We start from the raw sequence: 22,324 nt of genomic DNA on the forward strand, positions 1-22,324 counted from the left end.
CGAATGCGCGCACCCTGTGGACAACTTTCCCGCCCGCCCCGCGGGACCTGGCAGCATGGCGGGGTGACATCAGCAACGCACCCCTCATCCTTCCCCGCCGGCGCGGACTCGGCCGACGCGGTGCTCCTGGGCCTGGACCCGGAGCAGCGCGAGGTCGCGACGACCCTGCGCGGGCCGGTGTGCGTGCTGGCGGGCGCGGGCACGGGCAAGACCCGGGCGATCACCCACCGGATCGCCTACGGGGTCCGCTCCGGCCAGCTGATGCCGGCCAGTGTGCTGGCCGTCACGTTCACCAACCGCGCCGCCGGCGAGATGCGCGGCCGCCTGCGCTCCCTCGGCGCGGGCGGGGTGCAGGCGCGGACGTTCCACTCCGCCGCCCTGCGCCAGCTCCAGTACTTCTGGCCCAAGGCGATCGGCGGCGAGGTGCCCCGGCTCGTCGAGCGCAAGGTCCAGCTCGTCGCCGAGGCCGGCGCCCGCTGCCGCATCCGGCTCGACCGGGGCGAGCTGCGCGACGTCACCGGTGAGATCGAGTGGGCGAAGGTCACCCAGACCGTGCCCTCCGACTATCCGGCGGCCGCCCTGAAGGCGGGCCGCGAAGCCCCCCGGGACATGGCGGAGATCGCCCAGATCTACGGGACGTACGAGCAGCTCAAGCGTGACCGCGGCATGATCGACTTCGAGGACGTGCTGCTGCTCACGGTCGGCATCCTCCAGGACCGCCACGACATCGCCGAGCAGATCCGCAGCCAGTACCAGCACTTCGTGGTGGACGAGTACCAGGACGTCAGCCCGCTCCAGCAGCGGCTGCTGGACCTGTGGCTCGGCGAGCGCGACAGCCTCTGCGTCGTCGGCGACGCCAGCCAGACGATCTACTCCTTCACCGGTGCCACCCCGGACCACCTGCTGAACTTCCGCACCCGCTACCCGCAGGCCACCCTGGTCAAGCTGGTCCGCGACTACCGCTCCACCCCCCAGGTGGTCCACCTCGCCAACGGGCTCCTCGCCCAGGCCAAGGGCCGCGCCGCCGAGCACCGCCTGGAGCTGGTCTCCCAGCGCGAGCCCGGCCCCGACCCGGTCTACGCCGAGTACCCGGACGAGCCCGCCGAGGCCGAGGGCGTCGCCCTGCGCATCCGGGACCTGATCGCCGCGGGCGTCCCGGCCGGCGAGATCGCCGTGCTCTACCGCATCAACGCCCAGTCCGAGGTCTACGAGCAGGCCCTCGCCGACGCCGGGGTCCCCTACCAGCTGCGCGGCGCCGAGCGCTTCTTCGAGCGCGGCGAGGTGCAGAAGGCGATCCTCGCCCTGCGCGGCGCCGCCCGCTCCGGGGGCAACGACCCGCTGCTCGACGATGTCGTCGAGCTCGGCTCCCAGGTCCGGGCCGTGCTCAGCTCCACCGGCTGGACCGCCGAGCCGCCCGCCGGCTCCGGTGCCGTCCGCGACCAGTGGGAGTCGGTGGCCGCCCTGGTCCGGCTCGCCGAGGACTTCGCCCGCAGCCGGCCCGGGGCCACCCTGGCGGACCTGACCGTCGAGCTGGACGAGCGCAGGGCCGCCCAGCACGCCCCGACCGTCCAGGGCGTCACCCTCGCCTCGCTGCACGCAGCCAAGGGCCTGGAGTGGGACGCCGTCTTCCTGGCCGGCCTCACCGACGGCATGCTGCCGATCACGTACGCCAAGACCGACGAGCAGGTGGAGGAGGAGCGCCGGCTGCTCTACGTCGGCGTCACGCGCGCGCGGCTGCACCTGACGCTCTCCTGGGCGCTCTCCCGGGCTCCGGGCGGCCGGGCCTCCCGACGCCCCAGCCGCTTCCTGAACGGGCTGCGGCCGGGCTCTGCGGCCCCCGGAAGCCGGACGGGCGCCCCGGCCGAGAGAGGGGTCCGGGCGCGCGGCCGCCGCGGCCCGGCACTGTGCCGGGTCTGCGGCAAGACCCTCACCGAGGCGGGCGAGCTGAAACTGATGCGCTGTGAGGACTGCCCGTCCGACATGGACGAGGGCCTCTACGAGCGGCTGCGGGAGTGGCGCGCGGGCCAGGCGAAGGAGCAGGGACTGCCCGCGTACTGCGTGTTCACGGACAAGACGCTCGTCGCGATCGCGGAGGCCCAGCCGTCCGAGGAGGGCGAGCTCTCGATGATCTCTGGAGTCGGCGGCCGCAAGCTCGACCGGTACGGAGCCGATGTCCTGGCCATCTGCGCAGGTCAGGACCCTGGGGGCGCGGATGCTGACGACGCGTAGAAACTCGTCGGAAAAATAGTTTGCACATGCCCAGCGAATCCCCATAGGTTCTTAGCAACGGAAACGGTGGCTTCTCCGAAGCTCCGGATCCGTGCTGTACTTATCCGAATACGTATGGGACAGGCCCCCGGGCCACCGTCCCCGAGACGCCGAGAGGAGGCGAGACCAGTGACCAGCTTCATCACCACCACCAAAATGACCGATCGCTCGGTCGCCGCTTCCTGCACGCTCGGCTCCTCCTCGCTCCTCCCGCTCCTGGGTACCGGTCTGTCCGCGATTTCCGCTGACAGCCGCGCCCTGCTGGCCGCGCCCTCCGCGCTGCTGGCGAGCGAGCGGAATGAGCGACCGACCCAGGCACCGGTGGCAGTACTGGAAGCCCAGGCGCATGGCGCCTATGGGTTTGCGGCCGCAGCCGGTGCCGGATCCAAGACGACGCAGACGAAGCAGCAGCACCACCTGATGTGGGCCTTCCGTGGGCTCGAACCCTGGAGTGATCCAGCCTGATTCCAAGATCAGGCCGGCGCCTTCAGGGCCGCGGAACCCCACCCGGGATCCGCGGCCCTTCTGTTTGTCCCCGACCGGGGACGACGGCACGAAGGAGCCTCGGGACTGGCAAGACCAGGTACCAGCCGCCCCCGGCCGAACCCGGCCGGAACGACTAGCCAACCAAGACGAGGAAGAAAACACCGTGCAACTCGAAGCGCACGCCCCGTCCGTACCGCAGACCCAGACGATCTCCCCGCCCGCAGTCCCGGAGGACTCCACCTTGACTCCCCTCACCGCGCTGACCGCGCTCGACGACGCCATCGAGAACCTCGGCGTACCCGTCGCCTGCCGTACCTACGACCCCGAGGTCTTCTTCGCCGAGTCCCCGGCGGACGTCGAGTACGCCAAGTCCCTGTGCGCCACCTGCCCGCTGGTCGAGGCCTGCCTCGCCGGTGCGCTCGAGCGCCGCGAGCCCTGGGGTGTCTGGGGTGGCGAGCTCTTCGTCCAGGGCGTTGTCGTAGCCCGGAAGCGGCCCCGTGGCCGTCCGCGCAAGAACCCGGTTGTCGCGGCATGACCGCCATCGGAACCATCGACCGCCCCGTGACGCACGACCCCTTGAAGCAGGCCCTCATGACCGCCCACACGACGAGCGAGCAGCCGCACGGCTCCGCCCACGCAGACTTCATCACCGCCGGCGCGATCACCTCGCGTCAGAACAGGACCCGAGAAATGCAACTCATCCCAGAAGCCCTGGCCCGTGCCCATATGGACGACCGCATGCGCGAGGTCGACGCCGAGCGTCGCGCCCTGCGCCTGGTCGCCGCCCGCCGCATGCAGCGGCGAGCCGAGCGCGTCTCGCTGCGCGCCCGGCGGGCCCTCGCCATGGCCGTCATGCACTGATCAGCGGCTGAACCGCCGCTGACCAGCGGCGCAGCAGCGTACGGGGGACCGGTCCGAACGGACCGGTCCCCCCGGTGCGTTGCGGACGGCTCTCCAGCCCTCGCGGGGATATCGTCTGGAGGTGGACCAGCCGAATCCCCACCCCGCCCCGTCGGGACCCGAGGCCCAGCCCGTCGTCTGCGCGCGCTGCGGCAAGAAGGCCCCCGACGGCGCCCCGCCCACCTGGACCTGCTCGGTGGAGAACGGGACCAGACAGTACTTCTGCGTCGACTGCGCGCGAGCCAACCTCAGGGCGATCGAGGGCCGCCTCGACTCGTCCTGGTGGTGACCCCGGGCCGGTAGGCCCACAGGCCTACCCGCTCACTCCTCGGGCGGGAACCCCGGGAGCCAGGACTCCAGTTCGTCCCGCAGCCGTACCGTCGCGCCCAGCTGGCAGAGCACCCCGATGGTGCTCAGCGTCACCCGGTGGATCAGCAGGTACGAGGGCGGCAGATTGATCTGCCGGCCCAACTGGTGCGCGGGGGACCGGGGATCCGCGATCCGGGCCGCCTGACCGCGCAGCCACGGCCGGGTGAAGGTGAACTCCTCGGCCTGGGCGGGCTCGATGATGGGCAGCAGATAGTCCAGCACCGCCTCCGGATCCAGTTCGATGGACTCCCTCACGAACCCCTCGGCGCACAGATGCCCGTAGATCCCCTCGGCATCGCCCTCCAGCGTCATCCGCAGCGAGGTGCCTATGGGTTTGGGCCAGCCGCCGGGCAGCCGGTCGACGGTGCCGAAGTCCAGCACGCCCAGCCGCATCCGGCCGTCCGCCCCCGCCAGCAGGCGGAAGTTGCCCGGGTGCGGATCGGCGTGCAGCAGCCCGGTGCGCGCGGGCCCCGAGAAGAGGAACCGGGCCAGCAGCTGCCCGGCGCGGTCGCGCTCCTCCTGGGTGCCGTCCGCTATCACCTCCGACAGCGGGGTCCCCTCCATCCACTCGGTCACCAGCACCTGGTCGCCCTGGTGCACCACGTCCGGTACGACCACGTCCTCGTCGCCCTCGAACGCGTCAGCGTGGATCCGCTGGGCTTCTGCCTCCAGCTCGTAGTCCAGCTCCTCCGAGACCCGGTCGCGCAACTCCTTGATCAGCGGCTTGACGTCCATACCGGGGATCAGCGGCCCCAGCAGCCCCGCGAACCGGCCCAGTTGCTTCAGGTCCGACAGCAGTGCCTCGCCGGCCCCCGGGTACTGGACCTTGACCGCGACCTGCCGGCCGTCGTGCCACACCGCCCGGTGCACCTGTCCGATCGAGGCGGCCGCGGCCGGCTTGTCCTCGAACTCCTCGAACAGCTCCCGCCAGTCGGCCCCCAGCCGGTCCGCCAGAACCTGGTGCACGGTCTGGGCGGGCAGCGGCGGGGCCGCCTCCTGGAGCTTGGTCAGCGCCGCCCGGTACGGCCCGGCGACCTCCTCGGGCAGGGCCGACTCGAAGACCGAGAGCGCCTGCCCGAACTTCATGGCACCGCCCTTCAACTCTCCGAGCGTGCGGAACAGCTGCTCGGCGGTGCGCTGCTGGAGCTCGCGCGCCACGATCTCCGCCGACTTGCCCCCGATCCGCTTCCCCAGCCCCCAGGTGACCCGGCCCGCGAAGCCGAGCGGCAGCGCGGCCAGCTTGACGGTACGGGTGACCGCCTTCCGGGGAAGATCAGACATGCGCCCCTCCAATTCCCAGACAGCTGTGCCGCAAGCGGCGGTTCAGGATGACCCCTCGGCCAACCGCATCCTGTCATGGCGCCCCCGCCCCGCCCCGGCCGAGGCGCCCGCCCCGAATGCGGGGTGAGCCTCCGCCGCCCGACAGTGTCCACCCTCATGGGCCCGCACGGCCGGAGAGCTGATCGAGCCCTCACGACGGCACCGCCTGTTCGGCCGGGACGCGGGCCGCCGCGCAGGGACAGCCGGGGTGGGGGCGCAGGGAGGTCTGCTCCCAGTGGAGGCCCGGGAGGGCGGCTTCCCAGCGGGAGGCCGTGGAGGCGGGGAGCTCCCCGTCGAGGAAGGACAGGGCGTGGGCCGCGGCCAGGCCGGCCACCGCCGTGGCCAGGCCCAGGTCGCAGGCCGCGGTGGCCCGGCGGCGGTGTGCCGAGCGCCATTGGACCAGCATCCGGGGCCAGGCCGGATCCGCCTCGACCCGGTCACGCTCCATGCAGCCCGCGCACGCCGTGGCCCCCGGCAGCACCAGCGGCCCCACCAGCCCGGTGCCCTCCAGTACACCGGCGTACAGATGAGGGGTGCCGGCGGCGATCCAGTCGGCCGCGGTGCCCGGATCCGGGGCCCACGCCTGCAGTCCGTCCCGGGGCGCGACCACCACCAGGGACACCCCCGGCTCGGGTCCCTCGTGCTCCGCGGTCCGCGGCGGGCGCCCCGGGGCCGATGCGCGGACCAGCGCGGCCGCGGCCTCCGCCCGCAGCCGGCCCACGCTGTCGGGCCCGAGCCCGCCCGGCGCCACATCCGCCGGCTCCACCCGCCCGCCGTCGAGGACCTCGACCCGGCCCACCCCAGCCGCCGCCAGGACCCCGGCGATCACCCCGCCCACCCGGCCGCTCCCGCGCACCTGGACCCGTATGGCCCGCCGCGCCGCGACCCCCCGCAAATCGCCCCCCGGCTCGCGGTGCACCAGCGACAGCGAGCCCAGATCGGGCCCGAGCCGCTCCAGGGTCTGCGGCCGTTTGCGCACGGCCTGGGCCCGCGGGCCGCCCGCCGTGGCGTCGTCCAGCAGCCCGGCCGCCGCCAGCCGCCGGACCAGCGCGTCCACCTGCCCCTCCGGCAGCCCCACCGTCACCGCCTCCGCGCGCAGCAGCTCCATCCCCCGCGTCCCGTCGATCCGGTCGATGAGCGATCCCGTCGCCGTGTCCACCGGGCCGAGCACCACCGCATGCGCGGGCGTCACCCCGAACTGCACCGTCTGCAGATCCCGCCACGCCCTCGCCAGCGCCGGCTTCACCTTCGGATACATGGCTTTCCCCCTCGTAACGAACCCCGCCTCATTCCCGTCCCTCGCAGAGTGCCCGCCCGCCGCATTCCGTGCGCGCATTCGTCCACAGGCAAGGGCTATAAGGCATATGAGATGGAGAAAGGGGGGTGCTTCCCGTGCCGCCTTCGAACCGATCACGTTCGAACCGCGGAGCGGGGGGACTTCGGCCAGGCGAGCGGGTACGGTCTTGGGCGTGTCCGCCGACCCACAGCAGCGCGCCGTCGAAGTCCGCCGGAGCGCGCGCCGCCGCAGGACCGTATCCGCCTACCGCGAGGGTGACCGTACGGTCGTCCTCATCCCTGCCCGGATGTCCGAGGCAGAGGAGCAGCGCTGGGTGGGGGTCATGCTCGACAAGCTGGCCGCGCAGGAGAGCAAGCGCACCCTCGGGGACGCGGAACTCACCGAACGCGCCGAGCGTCTGTCAGAGCAGTACTTCGGCGCCCGGGCCCGCCCCCGCTCGGTGCGCTGGGTCACCAACCAGAACACCCGCTGGGGCTCCTGCACCCCCGCCGAAGGCAGCATCCGGCTCTCCCACCGCCTCCAGGGGATGCCGGAGTACGTCGTCGACTACGTGCTGCTCCACGAGCTGGCCCACCTCCTCGTGCCCGGCCACGGCCCCCGCTTCTGGGAACTGCTGGAGGCCTACCCGCGCACCGAGCGGGCCCGCGGCTACCTGGAGGGAGTGGTCGCCGCCGAGCGCCTCCCCAAGGTCCCCGCGGCCCGCGAGGAGTGACCCGCCCCGCGCACCCCGGGCGGCCCACGTCTCGATATGTACCGGGTCGGTACCGACTTGGCCGGATGTCGGCGGATGCGGCTAGCCTGAGCGGCACGCAATTCACTGTCGGGATGGGGGACGGTCGTTACGTATGGCCAGGGAATTCCAACGCGGTCACAAGGCCAGGATCAGCGATCTGACGGCAGGCACGGATCTGTACGTGGGCGTGCAGGTCGCCGGGCCGGGACTCGCCTTCGACATCAGCTGCTTCGGCCTTGACGCCAACGAGCAGCTGTCGGACGACCGGTACTTCGTCTTCTACAACCAGCCGAAGTCCCCGGAGGAGTCGATCCAGCAGCTCGGCGCGCAGGCCGGCGACACCGAGTCCTTCCGGGTGACGCTGGACCGCGTCCCGGCGAGCATCCACAAGCTGTCCTTCACCGCCACGATCGACGGCGCCGGACAGATGTCGCAGATCGGACCGGGCTACATCCGGATCGTGGCCGGCGGCGAGGAAGTCGTCCGGTACTCCTTCACGGGCGCGGAGTTCAGCACCGAGCGCGCGGTCATGCTCGGCGATTTCTACCTCAAGGACGTGTGGCGCTTCGCCGCCGTGGGCCAGGGCTTCGACGGCGGGCTCGCCGCGCTGCTGAAGAACTTCGGCGGCGAGGTCGCCGAGGAGGACGAGCAGCAGGCTCAGCAGCAGCCGCAGGCCCCCGCCCCGGCCCAGGCCGGCGCCGCGCCGGGGTTCGCCCCGCCGCCGCAGGCCGCCGCCCCGACGCCGTCCTTCGGCGCCCCGGTCCAGGCACCCCAGGCCCCTCAGGCCCCGTACGTCCCGCAGCCCGCGCCCGCCCCGGCCCCTGCCCCGCAGTACCAGCAGCCCGCCCCGCCCGCCCCGGTGCACTCGGCCCCGACGATGGTCGGCCCGCTGGCCACCCCGCCGGCCCCCGCCCCGTACGGTCAGCCGCCGCACGCCCCGCAGCCGCCCGGCCCGCCCTCGTACGGCCGGCAGCCGCAGCCCTCGTACGGCCAGATGCCCGGCTACGGCGGCCAGGTCCCGCCACCGGCCCCGGCCCCCGCGCCCTACGGGCAGGTCCCCGGCCAGCAGCCGCCGCCCCCGTACGGCCAGCAGATGCCCGGCCAGCAGCCCGGCCACGGCCAGGGCGCCCCGCAGGCCGCCGGCGCCGGCCTCGCCGCCGCCGGCCTCGCCGCCGCCCTCCAGCCGTACAAGGAAGTCCCCACCGGCACCCGCTGGACCTCGCAGAACCAGCAGCTCATGCGCGTCGACCTGGCGATGGGCGGGCAGCCCGTCCTCGCCCGCCAGGGCAGCATGGTCCTCTACCAGGGCAAGGTCGACTTCAGCTACAAGGGCGCCGGCTTCGCCGGCCGCATCGTCGGCAACGCCACCGGCCAGGAGATGCAGCTGATGCGCTGCAGCGGCCGCGGCCAGGTCTTCCTCGCCGAGAACGGCGCCCACCTGCACGCCATCGAGCTCCAGGGCGACGGGATCTGCGTCTCCGCCGAGAGCGTCCTCGCCTTCGACGAGAGCCTGCAGCACGAGGTCCGCCGCATCGAGGGCCATGGCATCCCCGGCGGCGCCCTGTTCACCATGCTGTTCCAGGGCTCCGGCACGGTGATCGTCAAGACGCACGGCACGCCCGTCGTGCTGCCCGTCACCCCGACCACCTTCGCGGACAGCAACGCCATCGTCGCGTGGTCGGCGGCCTCCCAGGTGATCGTTTCCAGCCAGGTCCGGCTGCGGCGCAACGCCTACCCCGGCCACAGCGGGGAGACCGTGAACCTCCAGTTCCGCGGCGCTCCCGGCAACTTCATCGTCGTCCAGCCGTACGAGGTCTGAGGGAGCCCCACATGAATGCCATGAACGCAATGAACCAGCAGCTCGCGGGCTACGCCCCCACCCCCGTCACGGCCCGCATGGAGAACCACGGCAGGGCCATGCTCAAGGTCGCCATGCAGAGCGGTCAGGACCTCTTCGCGCGCACCGGATCGATGGTCGCATACGAGGGCTTCGTCCAGTACGAGCCCAACCCGCCGGCCCTGCGCCAGATGGCCTCGCAGTGGCTGACGGGCGAAGGCGCACCGCTGATGAAGTGCACCGGAGACGGCCTGCTCTACCTCGCCGACTACGGCGCCGACGTCGTCGTGATCAACCTCAACAACGACGCCCTCTCGGTCAACGGCACCAACCTGCTCGCCTTCGACGCCCACCTCCAGTGGGGCGTCGAACGGGTCAAGGGCATGGCCAAGTTCGCCGGCCAGGGCCTGTTCAACGTTCAGATCTCCGGCACCGGCTGGGTCGCGATCACCTCCCGGGGCACCCCGATCGTGGTCGACTGCGGCCGCGGCGAGGACGAGACGTACGTCGACCCGGACGCGCTCGTCGCCTGGTCCCCGAACCTCAAGGTGAAGGGCAAGCGCAGCTTCAAGGCCTCGTCGATGATCGGCCGGGGCAGCGGGGAGGCCTACCAGATGGGCTTCTCCGGCCAGGGCATCGTCGTCGTACAGCCCAGCGAGGACAGCACCGACCGGCTCCGGACCCGGGGCTGAGGGGGAGCGGACACATCATGCAGAGCGCACTTTTCGCCCACGCCGAGGCGCAGTCCCAGGAGCGGTACGCCGTCCAGAACCCGCAGCTGCTGCGGGTCACGCTGGCCGGCTCCGACGACGTGCTCGCCCGCAAGGGCTCCATGGTCGCCTACCAGGGCATCATCGACTTCGACGGCGAGTACCAGAGCACCACGCAGCGCACCGCCCGCGCCCGCACCGGCGAGGGCCTCGACCTGATGCGCTGCTCCGGGCAGGGCACGGTCTACCTGGCCAACCTCGCCCAGTACGTGCACGTCGTGGACGTGGACCAGGACGGCCTCACCGTCGACAGCAGCTACGTGCTGGCCCTGGACTCCACCCTGCACACCGAGGCGATCGCGGTGGACAGCCAGTACGGGATCTCCGGCTCCGGCAAGTACCAGCTCAACATCACCGGCCGCGGCAAGGTCGCGCTGATGACCTCCGGGCAGCCGCTGATGATGCAGGTCACACCCGACAAGTACGTCAACGCCGACGCGGACGCGATCGTCGCCTGGTCCACCTCGCTGCGCGTGCAGATGCAGGCCCAGACGCACTCCAGCGGCGTCTGGCGGCGGCGCGGCAACACCGGCGAGGGCTGGGAGCTCAGCTTCCTCGGCACCGGCTTCGCGCTGGTGCAGCCGAGCGAGGTGCTGCCGCCGCAGAACGCCCAGCTCGGACAGGGCATGGTCGCGCAGTACGGGATGGGCCAGCACGGCGTCCAGGCCCAGAACCAGAACAACGCCTGGAACTAGCCCGCGCCCCAAGCACACGGAAGGGGCGGCTCCGCGGATGCGGGGCCGCCCCTTCCGGGCTGTCCGGAGGGCGTCAGAGCCGCGCCCGCGTCGCCTCCAGCAGCCGTACGACCGAGGTGTCGGCCACCGCCGCCACCTCCTCGTACGGGAACCAGCGCAGGTCCAGCGACTCCTCGCTGATCTCCGCCACCGCGTCGGCCGGAGCCAGCGCCGCGTACTGCACGTCCAGGTGCCAGTTGCACGGCGCCGGGATCGGGTGCCGGTCCAGCCGTACGGGGCCGCCCGGCAGCAGGGTCAGCCCGGATGCGATGCCCGACTCCTCGACGGCCTCACGCAGCGCGGCCCCGGCGAGGGTGGTGTCCTCGGGCTCGCAGTGCCCGCCCATCTGGAGCCAGATGCCGAGCTTCTTGTGCAGGGTCAGCAGGACGCGCCCGCCCGCCGGGTCGATGACCAGCGCGCTGCCCGTGATGTGCCCGGCCTGGCAGGGCTTGTAGACCCCGTCCGGGTGGGCGGCCAGGTGTTCCAGATACAGGTCGCGCAGCTCGGGCTGGCCCTCGTACCCCTTGAGGACCAGCACCGCGTCGTCGTACAGGTTCACTTCTTCGTTTCACCCTCGCCGTCGGAGTCGCCGTCGGAGCCGGAGCCGGAGCCGGAGTCGGGAGCCGAGTCGCCGGGCCGGCCCTGCTCGCCCTCGCCGCGCTTCTGCGCCGCCTCCCCGAGCATCTTGTCGATCTCGGAGAAGTCCAGCTGCTCGCGGTGCACGAACCCGTCCGGATCGTCCAGGTCGGAGGCGGTCGGCAGCATGTCCGGGTGCTCCCACAGCCCGTCCCGGCCGTCCACGCCGCGCGCGTCGGTCAGCGAGGCCCACAGCCGCGAGGCGTCACGCAGCCGGCGCGGGCGCAGCTCCAGCCCGATCAGCGTCGCGAAGGTCTGCTCCGCCGGACCGCCCGAGGCGCGCCGCCGGCGCATGGTCTCGCGCATGGCGTCCGCCGAGGTCAGCCGGGGCTTGGCCGCCTCGTGCACGACCGCGTCCACCCAGCCCTCGACCAGCGCGAGCGCCGTCTCCAGGCGGGCCAGGGCGGCCTTCTGCTCGGGGGTGTCCTGCGGCTGGAACATGCCGCCCTGGAGCGCCTCCTGCAGCTGCTCCGGGTTCGAGGGGTCGAGCTGGCCGACCACGTCCTCCAGCTTCGAGGTGTCGATCTTGATGCCGCGCGCGTACCCCTCGACCGCGCCGAACAGGTGCGAGCGCAGCCACGGCACGTGCGCGAAGAGCCGGGCGTGGGCCGCCTCGCGCAGGGCCAGGTAGAGCCGCACCTCCTCGGCGGGGACGCCCAGGTCCTTGCCGAAGGCCTCGATGTTCAGCGGCAGCAGGGCGGCCTTGCCCGCCGGGCCCAGCGGCAGCCCGATGTCGGTCGAGCCGACGACCTCGCCCGCGAGGGTGCCCACGGCCTGGCCGATCTGCTGGCCGAACATGGCCCCGCCCATGGAGCGCATCATGCCGAGCAGCGGGCCGGCCATGGCCTGCATCTCCTCGGGCAGCACGCTGCCCATGGCCACGCCGACGCGCTCGGCGACCGGGTCCACGAGCTCCTTCCACACCGGGAGGGTCGCCTCGACCCACTCGGCGCGGCTCCACGCGACGGCCGTGGTGGCGCCCGAGGGCAGCGAGGTCACCCCGTCCAGCCAGTGGTCGGCGAGGCGCACGGCCTCCTCGACGGCGGACTTCTCGGAGCTGCCGACGCTGGCGTCCTTCACACCGTCCGCCGTGCCCTGGGCCACGGTCTGGCGGGCGATGTCCTTGGCCATGTCCCAGTTCACGGGACCGCCCTCGTAGCTGAGCATCTGGCCGAGCTGCTGGAAGGCCGCGCCCAGGTCGTTCGGGTTCATCGAGCCGAACATCGCCGCGAACGGGTTGTCCGCGCCGCCGGGGCCGCCGGCGCCGCCCGGCAGGCCCATGCCCGGGAACCCGAACGGATTCGGGCCGCCCTGACCGCCCTGGTTGCCCTTCTTGTTGCCTTCGTCGCCGTTCTCCGGCTCCTCCGGCGGAAGGCCGAATCCGAATGGGGTGTCGCTCACGGGTTTCCTCGGCTCGTAGGGCCGCCGGCGGGGGCCGACGGGAAATGGTCCGACAACACCACCCAGCGTAGACACCACACCCGCTTCCGGGCTCGGTGCTCCGCCGACTCCTGGGCTGCGGCAGGATGGACATCACCTGGTAGGTACGCGTCACGACGCGCCCCTACTGAAGACAACCGCTGGAGACGCCTGGTGAGTTCCCCAGATCCACAGGTTCGCGCGCCCCACGACGCCGAAAACCGCCCTGAGCACGGCGAGAGCGCCCATGGCGTTCGCCGGCCGCGAAACCAGGCGGCACCCCGCAAGAACAGCCCAGTGATCGCCGTGACCGGCGCCGCGTCGGGGGTCGGGGCCGCCCTGGTGGCCCGCCTGGCCGCATCCGACGAGGTCAAGCAGGTCGTGGCGATCGACGAGCGGCGCGGCGACTGCGCTGCCGCGCAGTGGCACGTCCTGGACGTACGCGACCCCGCGATCGCCGAGAGACTGCGCGGCGCCGACGTGGTCGTCCACCTGGCACTGGACCTCGACCTGGAGACGGATCCGGCGGCCCGTACGGCGTACAACGTACGCGGGACCCAGACCGTGCTGACGGCGGCCGCCGCGGCCGGGGTGCACCGGGTCGTGCTGTGCACGTCCGCGATGGTCTACGGGGCGCTGCCGGACAACGACATCCCACTCTCGGAGGACTCCGAGCTGCGGGCCACGGCGGAGGCGACGGGCGTCGGCGACCTGCTGGAGATCGAGCGGCTGGGCCGCAGGGCGCCGCGGGCGCACCCCGGTCTGAACGTGACCGTGGTCCGCCCGGCGGTGCTGGTCGGCGGCACGGACACGGCCCTGACCCGGTACTTCGAGTCCCCGCGCCTGCTGGTGGTGGCCGGATCCCGGCCGACCTGGCAGTTCTGTCACGTGGAGGACCTGGTCAGCGCGCTGGAGTACGCCGCGCTGGAGAAGGTCGAGGGTGAGCTGGCGGTCGGCTGCGAGGGCTGGCTGGAGCAGGAGGAGGTCGAGGAGCTGAGCGGCATCCGCCGCATGGAGCTCCCGTCGGCGGTCGCGCTGGGCGCGGCGGCGCGGCTGCACCGGATCGGCCTGACGCCGTCCCCGGCCGGAGACCTCGCGTACACGATGCATCCGTGGGTGGTCAGCGTCAGCGGGCTGCACGCGGCGGGCTGGCGGCCGCGCTGGACCAACGAGGAGGTGCTGGCCGAGCTCCTCCAGGAGGTCGCGGGCCGGCACACCGTCGCGGGGCGCAGGCTGGGCCGCAAGGACGCCACCGCCGCGGGCGCCGCGGGGGCGACGGTCGCCCTCCTCGGCGCCGCCGCGGTGGTCCGCGCCGCCCGCCGCCGCCGGGGCCTCTGACCTCGAAGTTCCGCCCGGGCCGGTGGCCCGGGCGGGCGGCCGGGACGTCGGTCCTGTAGGAGGCTCCATACGCTTGGGTCGTACAGCCGGTCGAATCGGCTATACCGCGATGTGAGAGCGGTGGTGCACGATGGCTGCATGGCACCGCACTTCGACCACCCCGGCGAGCAGGCCGCTACGGACCCGATCCGGCTGCTCGGGATCCGTGAGACCCCGCTCTCGATAGACGAGGTCTTCAAGGCCGTCGGCGACGATGCGACGGGCGGCACCACGCTCTTCGTCGGCACGGTGCGCAACCACGACGGCGGCGCCGACGTCGACGGGCTCGGCTACTCCTGCCACCCGACGGCCGAGGCCGAGATGCGGCGCATCGCCGAGCGGGTGATCGCCAAGTACCCGGTTCGCGCACTCGCCGCGGTCCACCGCATCGGCGACCTGTCCGTCGGTGACCTCGCGGTGATCGTGGCGGTGTCGTGCCCGCACCGAGGCGAGGCCTTCGAGGCCAGCCGGATGCTGATCGACGACCTGAAGCACGAGGTCCCGATCTGGAAGCACCAGACCTTCTCCGACGGCACGGAGGAGTGGGTCGGCGCCTGCTGAAGGCCCGGTCCGGGCCCCGGCCTGCGGGTCGACGGACGGAGTCCGACGCAGCCGCGCGAAGCCTGCGAGGCGCCCCGGCGCCGCGCAGTGCGAGGGCGGCGATGAGGGAGGGGACCTTCTCCGACGGCACCGAGGAATGGGTCGGCGCCTGCTGAGAGGCGTCGGCACCCCCGCGCGCGTGGCGGTCGTGGCCGGCGGGTACTGTCCCACCCGTTCGGCCGCGCAACACGCCCTCGATTTGCGTAACCCCCTCCCGGGCAGGAGCGTTGAAGCCACCAACGACACGTACTTTCGGGGCAGGGAGGCACGTCCATGGCGTCATTGGCGTGGTTGCTGATTCCGCTGTTCGCCGCCATCGGAGCGGCGATATGGGGCAGCTGGGCGGCTCGCGACCGCACTCAAGGCGACATATCCGAACTCGCGGGATACGCGAGGTTCCGTGAAGCCATGGACAAGGCCGATCCGGCCAGGGCGAAGGCAGCGGCCCATTCCGGTTCCGACGCGGTGTGAGTGACGCGTCCCGGACGAGGCCCCCTGAGCGCTCTGAGAATCCGCTGAGAGTTCCGCGTACGGCCCCCGCACGGACCGGCCCCGGCGGCCGCCCGTCAGGGCCGTCACGTACTGTCGATCCATGCCACGCCGCACTGCGACGATGCTCGCCTCCACCCTCATGCTGTTCGCGCTGCTCTGCGCAGGGGTGTTCATCAAGGTCCCGTACTCGGAAATGAGCCCGGGCCCGACGGTGAACACGCTCGGCGATTCGCGCGGCGAGCCGGTCATCAGCATCGCGGACCACAAGACGTACCCGACCAGCGGGCACCTCAACATGACGACGGTCCGCGTCACCGGCGCCGACTACGACATGAACCTGCTGGAAGCGGTCTACGGCTGGCTGTCCGACGGCAACATCGTCCTCCCGCACGAGAACCTCTACCCGGACGGGAAGACGGAGGAGCAGTCCACGCAGGAGAACGCGGAGGAGTTCAGCCAGTCGCAGGAGAGCGCCAAGGTGGCCGCCCTCAAGCAGCTGGGCACGCCGGGCGTCACCACCCGCGTCGTGGTCGCCACCGTCGTCAAGGGCAGCCCCGCCGAGGGCAAGCTGCACGCCGGAGACGTGATCCGGGCCGTGGACGGCAGCCCGGTGGGCGCCCCCGAGGACGTGGCCAAGCTCGTCACCAAGCGCAAGGCCGGCGAGCCGGTCGAGTTCACCATCGTGCCCGCCGCCGAGGCGGCCGAGGCCGAGAAGGCGCACCGCGAGCCCACCGGCTCGTCCAAGGTCGTGCTCACCACCGCCAAGGCGGAGGGCGACGGGCACGCCATCGTCGGCATCCGGGCGGGCACCGACCACACCTTCCCGTTCACGATCGACATCAAGCTTGCCGACGTCGGCGGCCCGAGCGCGGGCCTGATGTTCGCCCTGGGCATCGTGGACAAGCTCACCCCCGGCGATCTGACCGGCGGCAAGTTCGTCGCGGGCACCGGCACCATCGACGACGCGGGCAAGGTCGGCCCCATCGGCGGCATCCAGATGAAGACGATCGGCGCCCGCCAGGCCGGCGCCGAGTACTTCCTGACGCCCGCCGAGAACTGCGGCTCCGCCTCCCAGCACATCCCCGACGGCCTGACCCTCGTGAAGGTGGCCACGATCGACGACGCCACGAAGGCGCTGGAGAAGATCAGCAAGGGGGACACGGCCGGGCTGCCGCAGTGCGGCAAGCCCTGACCCGTACCGCCCCGGACCGGTTCCCCGGCCGCCCGCTCAGTCCAGGAACGTCGCGGCCAGCGCCTCGGCCAGCCCCGGCACCAGGCTCGCGCCGGTGAGCACCTCGGTCGAGGAGTCCTTCTCGCGCAGCCGCACCGCGGACTCCCGCGACCCGTCGCGCAGCACGCCCACGGTGAGGCGCACCTCCTGCCGGTCCGGGTGCGCCGCGACCCACTTGGCCAGCTGCTTGTCGCTGAGCCCCTCCGGTACGGAGGCCTCCGCGGACGGCGGCAGCATCAGCCGCTCCACCGTCAGCGCGCAGCCCACGATGGACGGGGGCCAGGCGATGGTTCCCAGGAACTTGTCCAGCGGCGTGCCCTTCGGCACCTCGTCCTGCTCGATCGGGGTCAGCTGGCTCTTGCCCGCGTCGTCCTGGTCGAGGCCGAGCTGGCCCGCGAGCCGCGGCTCCGACTTGCGCAGCTTGGCGGTGTCGACGAGCGCGAACAGCCGGGCGGGCCTGTCCCAGCCGAGGGAGGAGGCGTACTCGTCGATCTCTAGGACGGCACGCGTCAGGGGGGTGGCGGCCATCGGCGTGCCGCCCGGGGAAGGCGAAAGGTTGGACATGGACAACATCCTGCCTCCTTTCCGCCCGATAACGGGAACTGACTAAAGCCTCAGTAAGTTGCATGAGTGGGCCCTACCATCGGGGGCCCAGCTTTTGAAATGTCCCGCAACGAGACTCAGCGACTTTCGAGGTGCGCACCTTGGCTTTCCAGATGCCGGACCGCGGCGGAGGCCCCTCCGGGCCACGGATGAGAGTCGGCCGCCCCTCCCGGCGCGCCCGCACTCTTCTGACGACCTTGGGCGTACTGGCCGTCCTGGCCATGGCGTTCATCATGTTCGCGGGCTTCTGGACGGACTGGCTCTGGTTCCGCTCCGTGAAGTACTCCACGGTCTTCACCACCACCCTGTGGACCAAGATCGGCCTCTTCGCCGTCTTCGGCCTGCTGATGGCGGGTGCCGTCGGGCTGAACGTCTGGCTGGCGTACCGGCTGCGGCCGCCGCTGTCCGCGATGTCGATGGAGCAGCAGAGCCTCGACCGCTACCGGATGAGCGTCGCCCCGTACAAGAGGTGGCTGCTCTTCGGGATCGCGGCGCTCGTCGGCATGATCGCGGGCGCCTCGGCGGCGGGCCAGTGGAAGACCTGGCTGATGTACGTGAACGGGGTGCCCTTCGGGCAGAAGGACCCCCAGTTCCACCTGGACGTTTCGTTCTACACCTTCGACCTGCCCTGGTACCGCTTCCTGCTCGGCTTCGGCTTCGCCGCGGTCGTGCTGTCGGTGATCGCCGCGGTCGTCGTCCACTACCTGTACGGCGGACTGCGCGTGACGAGCCCGGGCGCCCGGGCCACCGCGGCCGCGACCGGGCACCTGTCGGTGCTGCTCGGCCTGTTCGTGACGCTCAAGGCGCTCGCGTACTGGCTCGACCGGTACGGCCTCGCCGTGAAGTCCAGCGACTTCAAGGCCGCGGACAACTGGACCGGCCTGCGCTACGTCGACGCGAACGCGTACCTGCCGGCGAAGACGATCCTCGTCGCCATCGCCGCCATTTGCGCCGCGCTGTTCTTCGCGACGCTGTGGCGCCGCACCTGGCAGCTGCCGGTCATCGGATTCGGCCTGATGGTGCTCTCGGCGATCCTGATCGGCGGGCTGTACCCGGCGATCGTGCAGAAGTTCCAGGTCCAGCCGAACGAGCAGGCCAAGGAATCGCCGTACGTCGAGAAGAACATCAAGGCGACGCGCGACGCCTACGGGATCGACCAGTCGGACGTCAAGGACTACCCGGGCGTCCCGCAGACCGAGGACAAGACCAAGCTGCGCGAGGCGGCCAACACCACCGCCAGCGTCCGGCTCCTCGACCCGAACATCGTCTCCCCGGCCTTCCAGCAGCTCCAGCAGGTCAAGGGTTACTACGCCTTCCCGTCCACGCTCGCCGTGGACCGGTACAGCGGCCAGGACACGGTCATCGGGCTGCGCGAGCTGAACATCGGCGGCATCCCGAAGAACAACTGGATCAACGACCACTTCAAGTACACGCACGGCTACGGCGTGGTCGCGGCCAAGGGCACCACCGTCAAGGACGGCGCCCCCGACTTCACGCAGTCCGACCTGCCCTCCAAGGGGATGTTCGGCACGGACTTCGAGCAGCGCATCTACTACGGCGAGCAGACGAAGCAGTACTCGATCGTCGGCGGACCGCAGAAGGAGCTCGACTACTCGGACGACAAGGGCGAGAAGGAGACGAGCTACAAGGGCGACTCCGGCGTCAACCTCGACAACCCGGTCAACCGGGCGGCGTACGCGCTCGCGTTCAGCGAGCCGCAGATCCTCTACTCCGGCGCCATCGGCGACGGCTCGCGGATCCTCTACCACCGCACGCCCAAGGAGCGCGTCGAGGCCGTCGCCCCCTGGCTGACCATCGACGGCGCCCCGTACCCGGCGGTCGTCGACGGCCGGATCAAGTGGATCGTCGACGCGTACACGACGACGAACGGATACCCGTACGCCTCGCGCACCACGCTGGGCCAGAGCACCGCGGACTCCCTCACCAACAGCCAGCGCGCTGTAGTGGCGCAGGAGAACCAGGTCAACTACATCCGCAACTCGGTCAAGGCCACGGTCGACGCCTACGACGGAACGGTCGACCTGTACCAGTGGGACACCGAGGACCCGGTCCTCAAGACCTGGATGAAGGCGTTCCCGGGAACGGTCAAGCCCAAGACCGACATCTCCAAGCCGCTCATGGACCACCTGCGCTACCCGCAGGACCTCTTCAAGGTCCAGCGCGAGCTGCTCACCCGGTACCACGTGACCGACCCGCAGACCTTCCTCAGCGGCAGTGAGGCCTGGGCCGTCCCCGACGACCCGACGACCAAGGCCGGCACGGCGGTCCCGCCGTACTACCTGTCGATGAAGATGCCGGGCCAGAAGGAGAAGGACCAGGTCTTCTCGCTCACGACGACGTTCACGCCGAACGAGCGGGACAACCTGAGCGCCTTCATGGCGGTCAACGCCGATCCGGGCACCCCGGACTACGGCAAGATCAGAATCCTGAAGCTGCCGACCAGCAAGCCGGTCGACGGCCCCAAGCAGGTGCAGAGCAAGTTCCAGTCGGAGCCGAAGATCGCCGAGTCGATCCGGCTGCTGCGCGGCGGCGACTCCGAGGTCGAGTACGGCAACCTGCTCGCGGTGCCGCTCGACGGCGGGATGCTGTACGTGGAGCCGGTGTACGTGCGCAGTTCGGGGCTGAAGTACCCGCTGCTGCGCAAGGTGCTGGTGACGTACGGGAACCAGACGGCGTTCGAGGACAGCCTGGACAAGGCGCTGAACGTGGTCTTCGGGGCGGAGGCGCCGACGGTGCCGACCACTCCGGTGACCCCGCCGGGCGAGGGCACCACCACGCCTCCGACCTCCCAGAACCCGACGGTCAAGTCCGCCCTCGACGATGCGAAGAAGGCGATCGAGGCGGCCGAGAAGGCCCGTCAGGCCGGCGACTGGGCGGCCTTCGGCAAGGCGCAGGACGACATCAAGGCGGCTCTGCAGCGGGCGATCGACGCGGAGGCGAAGCCGGCGACCCCGCCGCCCGGGGGGTAACCGGTAATGGCTCAGTCCCGCGTCGTGATACTGTGGTTTCACCGACGCGGGGTGGAGCAGCTCGGTAGCTCGCTGGGCTCATAACCCAGAGGTCGCAGGTTCAAATCCTGTCCCCGCTACTGAAGATGAAGGCCCGGATCCATGGGATCCGGGCCTTCGTCATGTCCGGGTTCATCAGGTCCTTCGTCATGTCCAGGGGGACACGCGGGGGTCATGAGGTAACTGAGACGGGTGAGTTGGGGTGGGGGCGTGTTTGACTTATCTCTCTGTGGGCATGTCGACAAAACGCTGTAGTGACCTCACAGGCTGCGACATACCAGGTGTACGCGGGTAGCAGGTGATGCGACGATGGGATTTATGGGGGACAGGTCAACTCTGCTGGAGACAGGGCGGTTTGTGAGGGCGGAAGTCGAATCGGGCGCAGACGCCAACGAGGAGGCTCCGGTCGTTAACGCGCAGACCGCACTGACCGATGCGGATTTCGCGGAGGAAATGTTCGCCGAGACGGACCCGGCGGGCGACACCGAGCTGGAAGCACGGCACCGGGTCGCGGCCGACAGGGGCGACCCGGGCGCGATGAGCGTGCTCGGGGCGCTGCTGCTGCGCCGCGGCGACCTGGCCGGCGCCGAGCCGTACCTGCGCGGCGCCACGGCGGAGGGGGACCGCGCCGCCGCGAACAACCTCGGCGTGCTGCTGCTCCAGCGCGGGTACCCCGAGGAGGCCGCCGGCTGGTGGCGGGTCGCCGCCGTGGCCGGATCCGCCCCGGCCGCCCACGCCCTGGGCCGCCACTTCCGCGAGCGCGGGGACGAGCCGGCCGCCGAGTACTGGCTGCGCCAGGCGGCGGAATCCGGCCATGCCCTGGGCGCGTACGGGCTCGCCGACCTGCTGGAGCACCGCGGCGACAAGGGCGTCGAGCGCTGGCTGCGCCAGGCGGCCGAGCAGGGGCACCGCGAGGCCGCGTACCGGCTGGCCCGGCACCTGCGCAAGGGTGACCCCACCGAGGCCGAGCAGTGGTACCGGCAGGCCGCCGCGCGCGGGCACCGGCGCGCCGCGCTGCACCTGGGCGCCCTCCTGGAGGCGCGCGGGGAGCTCAAGGAGGCCGGGCGCTGGTACCTGACCTCCGCCAAGCAGGGCGAGGCGCGGGCGGCGTGCGCGCTCGGCTTCCTGCTGCGCGACGCCGGCGACGAGGAGAGCGCCGTCGCGTGGTGGAACCGGGCCGCGCAGGACGGCGACGGCAACGCCGCCAACGCGCTGGGCGCCCTGCACGCCGCGCGGGGGGAGACCCAGACCGCGGAGAAGTGGTACCGGACCGCCATGGACGCGGGCGACCAGAACGGGGCGTACAACCTTGCTCTGCTGTGCGCCGCACAGGAGCGGACCGCGCAGGCCGAGCAGTGGTACCGGCGGGCGGCCTACGCGGGCCACCGGGAGGCCGCCAACGCCCTCGCGATCATGCTGCTCCAGGTCGGCGACGCGGCGGGCGCCGAGCCGTGGTTCTCGAAGGCGGCCGAGGCGGGCAGCGTCGACGCCGCGTTCAACCTCGGGATCCTGTTCGCGAGCCGGGACGAGGACCGGACGGCGCTGAAGTGGTACGAGCGGGCCGCGTCGGCGGGCCACACCGACGCGGCGCTCCAGGTCGGCATCGCGCTGGTCCGCGACGGCGAGGACCGGGCGGCCGAGCGGCACCTGCGCTGCGCCGCGGGCGGCGGCAGCGCGGAGGCGGCGTTCCGGCTGGCCGCGCTGCTGGAATCGCTGGCTCCACCGCCGGAGCCGGTGGCGCTGGGCGAGCCGGCCGGCGGGGCCGAGCGCAGCGAGAGCGAGGAGTGGTACGAGCGGGCCGCGGAGCTGGGGCACCGGCGCGCGCAGGTACGGGTCGGGATGCTGGCCGCCGCGCGGGGCGATCTCGCCGTCGCCGCGCGGTGGTACCGGGAGGCTGCCGAGGCCGGCTCCCGGAACGGGGCGTTCAATCTCGGGCTGCTGCTGGCGCGCGAGGGGAACGAGCCGGAGGCCGCGCTGTGGTGGACCCGGGCCGCGGTGGCCGGCCACGGCCGGGCGGCGCTGAGGCTGGGGCTGCTGGCCGCGCGGCACGGGGACCTGGCGGAGGGGCAGAAGTGGTGCGTGCGGGCCATGGAGCTGGGCCCGGCGGAGGTCTCCGAGCGGGCGGCCCGGCTCCGCGAGGCCCTGGCGGAAGAGCTCTCGGCCTGAGGGTGCGGCCCCGCTGAGCTGGAACGTTAAGTGATTTGCATCTGTCGGGGGGCTTCG

20 protein-coding genes and 1 tRNA gene are annotated in these 22,324 nt (G+C 71.9%); 16 read left to right on the forward strand and 5 right to left on the reverse strand.

All coding sequences use genetic code 11. From position 1 onward, the window contains the following. Positions 1–3 precede the first annotated feature (3 nt). From OG509_RS24855 to OG509_RS24875, 5 genes are all read left to right on the forward strand, one after another. The gene (locus OG509_RS24855; protein WP_406184714.1) at positions 4–2,229 is read left to right on the forward strand and encodes an ATP-dependent DNA helicase UvrD2; all 2,226 of its coding nucleotides are present in this window, start codon (positions 4–6) and stop codon (positions 2,227–2,229) included. Between the two features lie 168 nt (positions 2,230–2,397). After that, positions 2,398–2,733 (forward strand): hypothetical protein, encoded by a 336-nt coding sequence (locus tag OG509_RS24860; RefSeq protein ID WP_030153504.1) that lies wholly within the window; start codon positions 2,398–2,400, stop codon positions 2,731–2,733. Positions 2,734–2,917: 184 nt separating this feature from the next. Then, the gene (locus OG509_RS24865; RefSeq protein ID WP_030153506.1) at positions 2,918–3,289 is read left to right on the forward strand and encodes a WhiB family transcriptional regulator; all 372 of its coding nucleotides are present in this window, start codon (positions 2,918–2,920) and stop codon (positions 3,287–3,289) included. Next, positions 3,286–3,615, forward strand: a complete 330-nt coding sequence (locus OG509_RS24870; RefSeq protein ID WP_030153507.1) for a hypothetical protein — start codon at positions 3,286–3,288, stop codon at positions 3,613–3,615. Before OG509_RS24865 ends, OG509_RS24870 begins: the two co-directional genes overlap by 4 nt. 121 nt (positions 3,616–3,736) lie before the next feature. Beyond that, positions 3,737–3,943, forward strand: a complete 207-nt coding sequence (locus OG509_RS24875; protein WP_099889587.1) for a hypothetical protein — start codon at positions 3,737–3,739, stop codon at positions 3,941–3,943. 32 nt (positions 3,944–3,975) lie between these two features. Here the strand turns inward: OG509_RS24875 and OG509_RS24880 are convergent, their stop codons facing one another. Together OG509_RS24880 and OG509_RS24885 are read right to left on the reverse strand one after the other, a co-directional pair. Next, positions 3,976–5,304: an ABC1 kinase family protein gene (locus OG509_RS24880; RefSeq protein WP_406184716.1), complete on the reverse strand. Its 1,329-nt coding sequence runs from the start codon at positions 5,302–5,304 to the stop codon at positions 3,976–3,978. A 190-nt stretch (positions 5,305–5,494) separates the two neighbouring features. Then, positions 5,495–6,601, reverse strand: coding sequence for a ThiF family adenylyltransferase (locus OG509_RS24885; protein WP_406184717.1), 1,107 nt, complete (start codon positions 6,599–6,601; stop codon positions 5,495–5,497). A 106-nt stretch (positions 6,602–6,707) separates the two neighbouring features. Here OG509_RS24885 and OG509_RS24890 point away from each other — a divergent pair, with 106 nt between their 5' ends. The 4 genes from OG509_RS24890 (at position 6,708) to OG509_RS24905 (ending at position 10,675) form a co-directional block, all read left to right on the forward strand. Next, positions 6,708–7,352 carry a M48 family metallopeptidase gene (locus OG509_RS24890; RefSeq protein ID WP_406184718.1) on the forward strand — a complete coding sequence of 215 codons (645 nt, stop codon included), beginning with the start codon at positions 6,708–6,710 and terminating at the stop codon, positions 7,350–7,352. Between the two features lie 133 nt (positions 7,353–7,485). Continuing rightward, on the forward strand, positions 7,486–9,192 hold the full coding sequence (locus OG509_RS24895) for a TerD family protein (protein WP_406184719.1): 1,707 nt from the start codon (positions 7,486–7,488) through the stop codon (positions 9,190–9,192). A 29-nt stretch (positions 9,193–9,221) separates the two neighbouring features. After that, entirely contained in the window at positions 9,222–9,902 is a 681-nt protein-coding gene (locus OG509_RS24900; RefSeq protein ID WP_385584080.1) for an AIM24 family protein, read from the forward strand. 17 nt (positions 9,903–9,919) lie between these two features. Next, on the forward strand, positions 9,920–10,675 hold the full coding sequence (locus OG509_RS24905; RefSeq protein ID WP_406184720.1) for an AIM24 family protein: 756 nt from the start codon (positions 9,920–9,922) through the stop codon (positions 10,673–10,675). A gap of 73 nt (positions 10,676–10,748) precedes the next feature. On the opposite strand, the gene OG509_RS24910 is transcribed toward OG509_RS24905, so the two are convergent. Beyond that, positions 10,749–11,273 carry an NUDIX hydrolase gene (locus OG509_RS24910; protein WP_406184721.1) on the reverse strand — a complete coding sequence of 175 codons (525 nt, stop codon included), beginning with the start codon at positions 11,271–11,273 and terminating at the stop codon, positions 10,749–10,751. Further along, positions 11,270–12,751, reverse strand: coding sequence for a zinc-dependent metalloprotease (locus OG509_RS24915; protein ID WP_406184722.1), 1,482 nt, complete (start codon positions 12,749–12,751; stop codon positions 11,270–11,272). The genes OG509_RS24910 and OG509_RS24915 overlap by 4 nt, the downstream gene beginning before the upstream one ends. 192 nt (positions 12,752–12,943) lie before the next feature. Here OG509_RS24915 and OG509_RS24920 point away from each other — a divergent pair, with 192 nt between their 5' ends. The 4 genes from OG509_RS24920 (at position 12,944) to OG509_RS24935 (ending at position 16,430) form a co-directional block, all read left to right on the forward strand. After that, the gene (locus OG509_RS24920; protein WP_406184723.1) at positions 12,944–14,107 is read left to right on the forward strand and encodes an SDR family oxidoreductase; all 1,164 of its coding nucleotides are present in this window, start codon (positions 12,944–12,946) and stop codon (positions 14,105–14,107) included. Between the two features lie 138 nt (positions 14,108–14,245). Next, the gene (locus tag OG509_RS24925; protein WP_406184725.1) at positions 14,246–14,707 is read left to right on the forward strand and encodes a molybdenum cofactor biosynthesis protein MoaE; all 462 of its coding nucleotides are present in this window, start codon (positions 14,246–14,248) and stop codon (positions 14,705–14,707) included. Between the two features lie 312 nt (positions 14,708–15,019). After that, entirely contained in the window at positions 15,020–15,217 is a 198-nt protein-coding gene (locus OG509_RS24930) for a hypothetical protein (RefSeq protein ID WP_030291247.1), read from the forward strand. Positions 15,218–15,338: 121 nt separating this feature from the next. Continuing rightward, complete coding sequence (locus OG509_RS24935; RefSeq protein ID WP_406184726.1) at positions 15,339–16,430, forward strand: PDZ domain-containing protein; 1,092 nt, start codon at positions 15,339–15,341, stop codon at positions 16,428–16,430. 36 nt (positions 16,431–16,466) lie between these two features. Here OG509_RS24935 and OG509_RS24940 read toward each other — a convergent pair whose 3' ends face one another. Then, entirely contained in the window at positions 16,467–17,042 is a 576-nt protein-coding gene (locus OG509_RS24940; protein ID WP_385583909.1) for a PPA1309 family protein, read from the reverse strand. 143 nt (positions 17,043–17,185) lie between these two features. On the opposite strand from OG509_RS24940, the gene OG509_RS24945 reads away from it, so the two are divergent. The 3 genes from OG509_RS24945 (at position 17,186) to OG509_RS24955 (ending at position 22,267) form a co-directional block, all read left to right on the forward strand. Further along, positions 17,186–20,062 (forward strand): UPF0182 family protein, encoded by a 2,877-nt coding sequence (locus OG509_RS24945; protein WP_406187674.1) that lies wholly within the window; start codon positions 17,186–17,188, stop codon positions 20,060–20,062. Between the two features lie 45 nt (positions 20,063–20,107). Then, positions 20,108–20,181: transfer RNA gene (locus OG509_RS24950), tRNA-Met, on the forward strand. Positions 20,182–20,410: 229 nt separating this feature from the next. Further along, positions 20,411–22,267, forward strand: coding sequence for a tetratricopeptide repeat protein (locus OG509_RS24955; protein WP_406184727.1), 1,857 nt, complete (start codon positions 20,411–20,413; stop codon positions 22,265–22,267). The last annotated feature ends 57 nt before the right edge of the window (positions 22,268–22,324 follow it).

It is taken from the genome of Streptomyces sp. NBC_01006 (genome assembly GCF_045162725.1).
Taxonomy (GTDB): Bacteria; Actinomycetota; Actinomycetes; order Streptomycetales; family Streptomycetaceae; genus Streptomyces.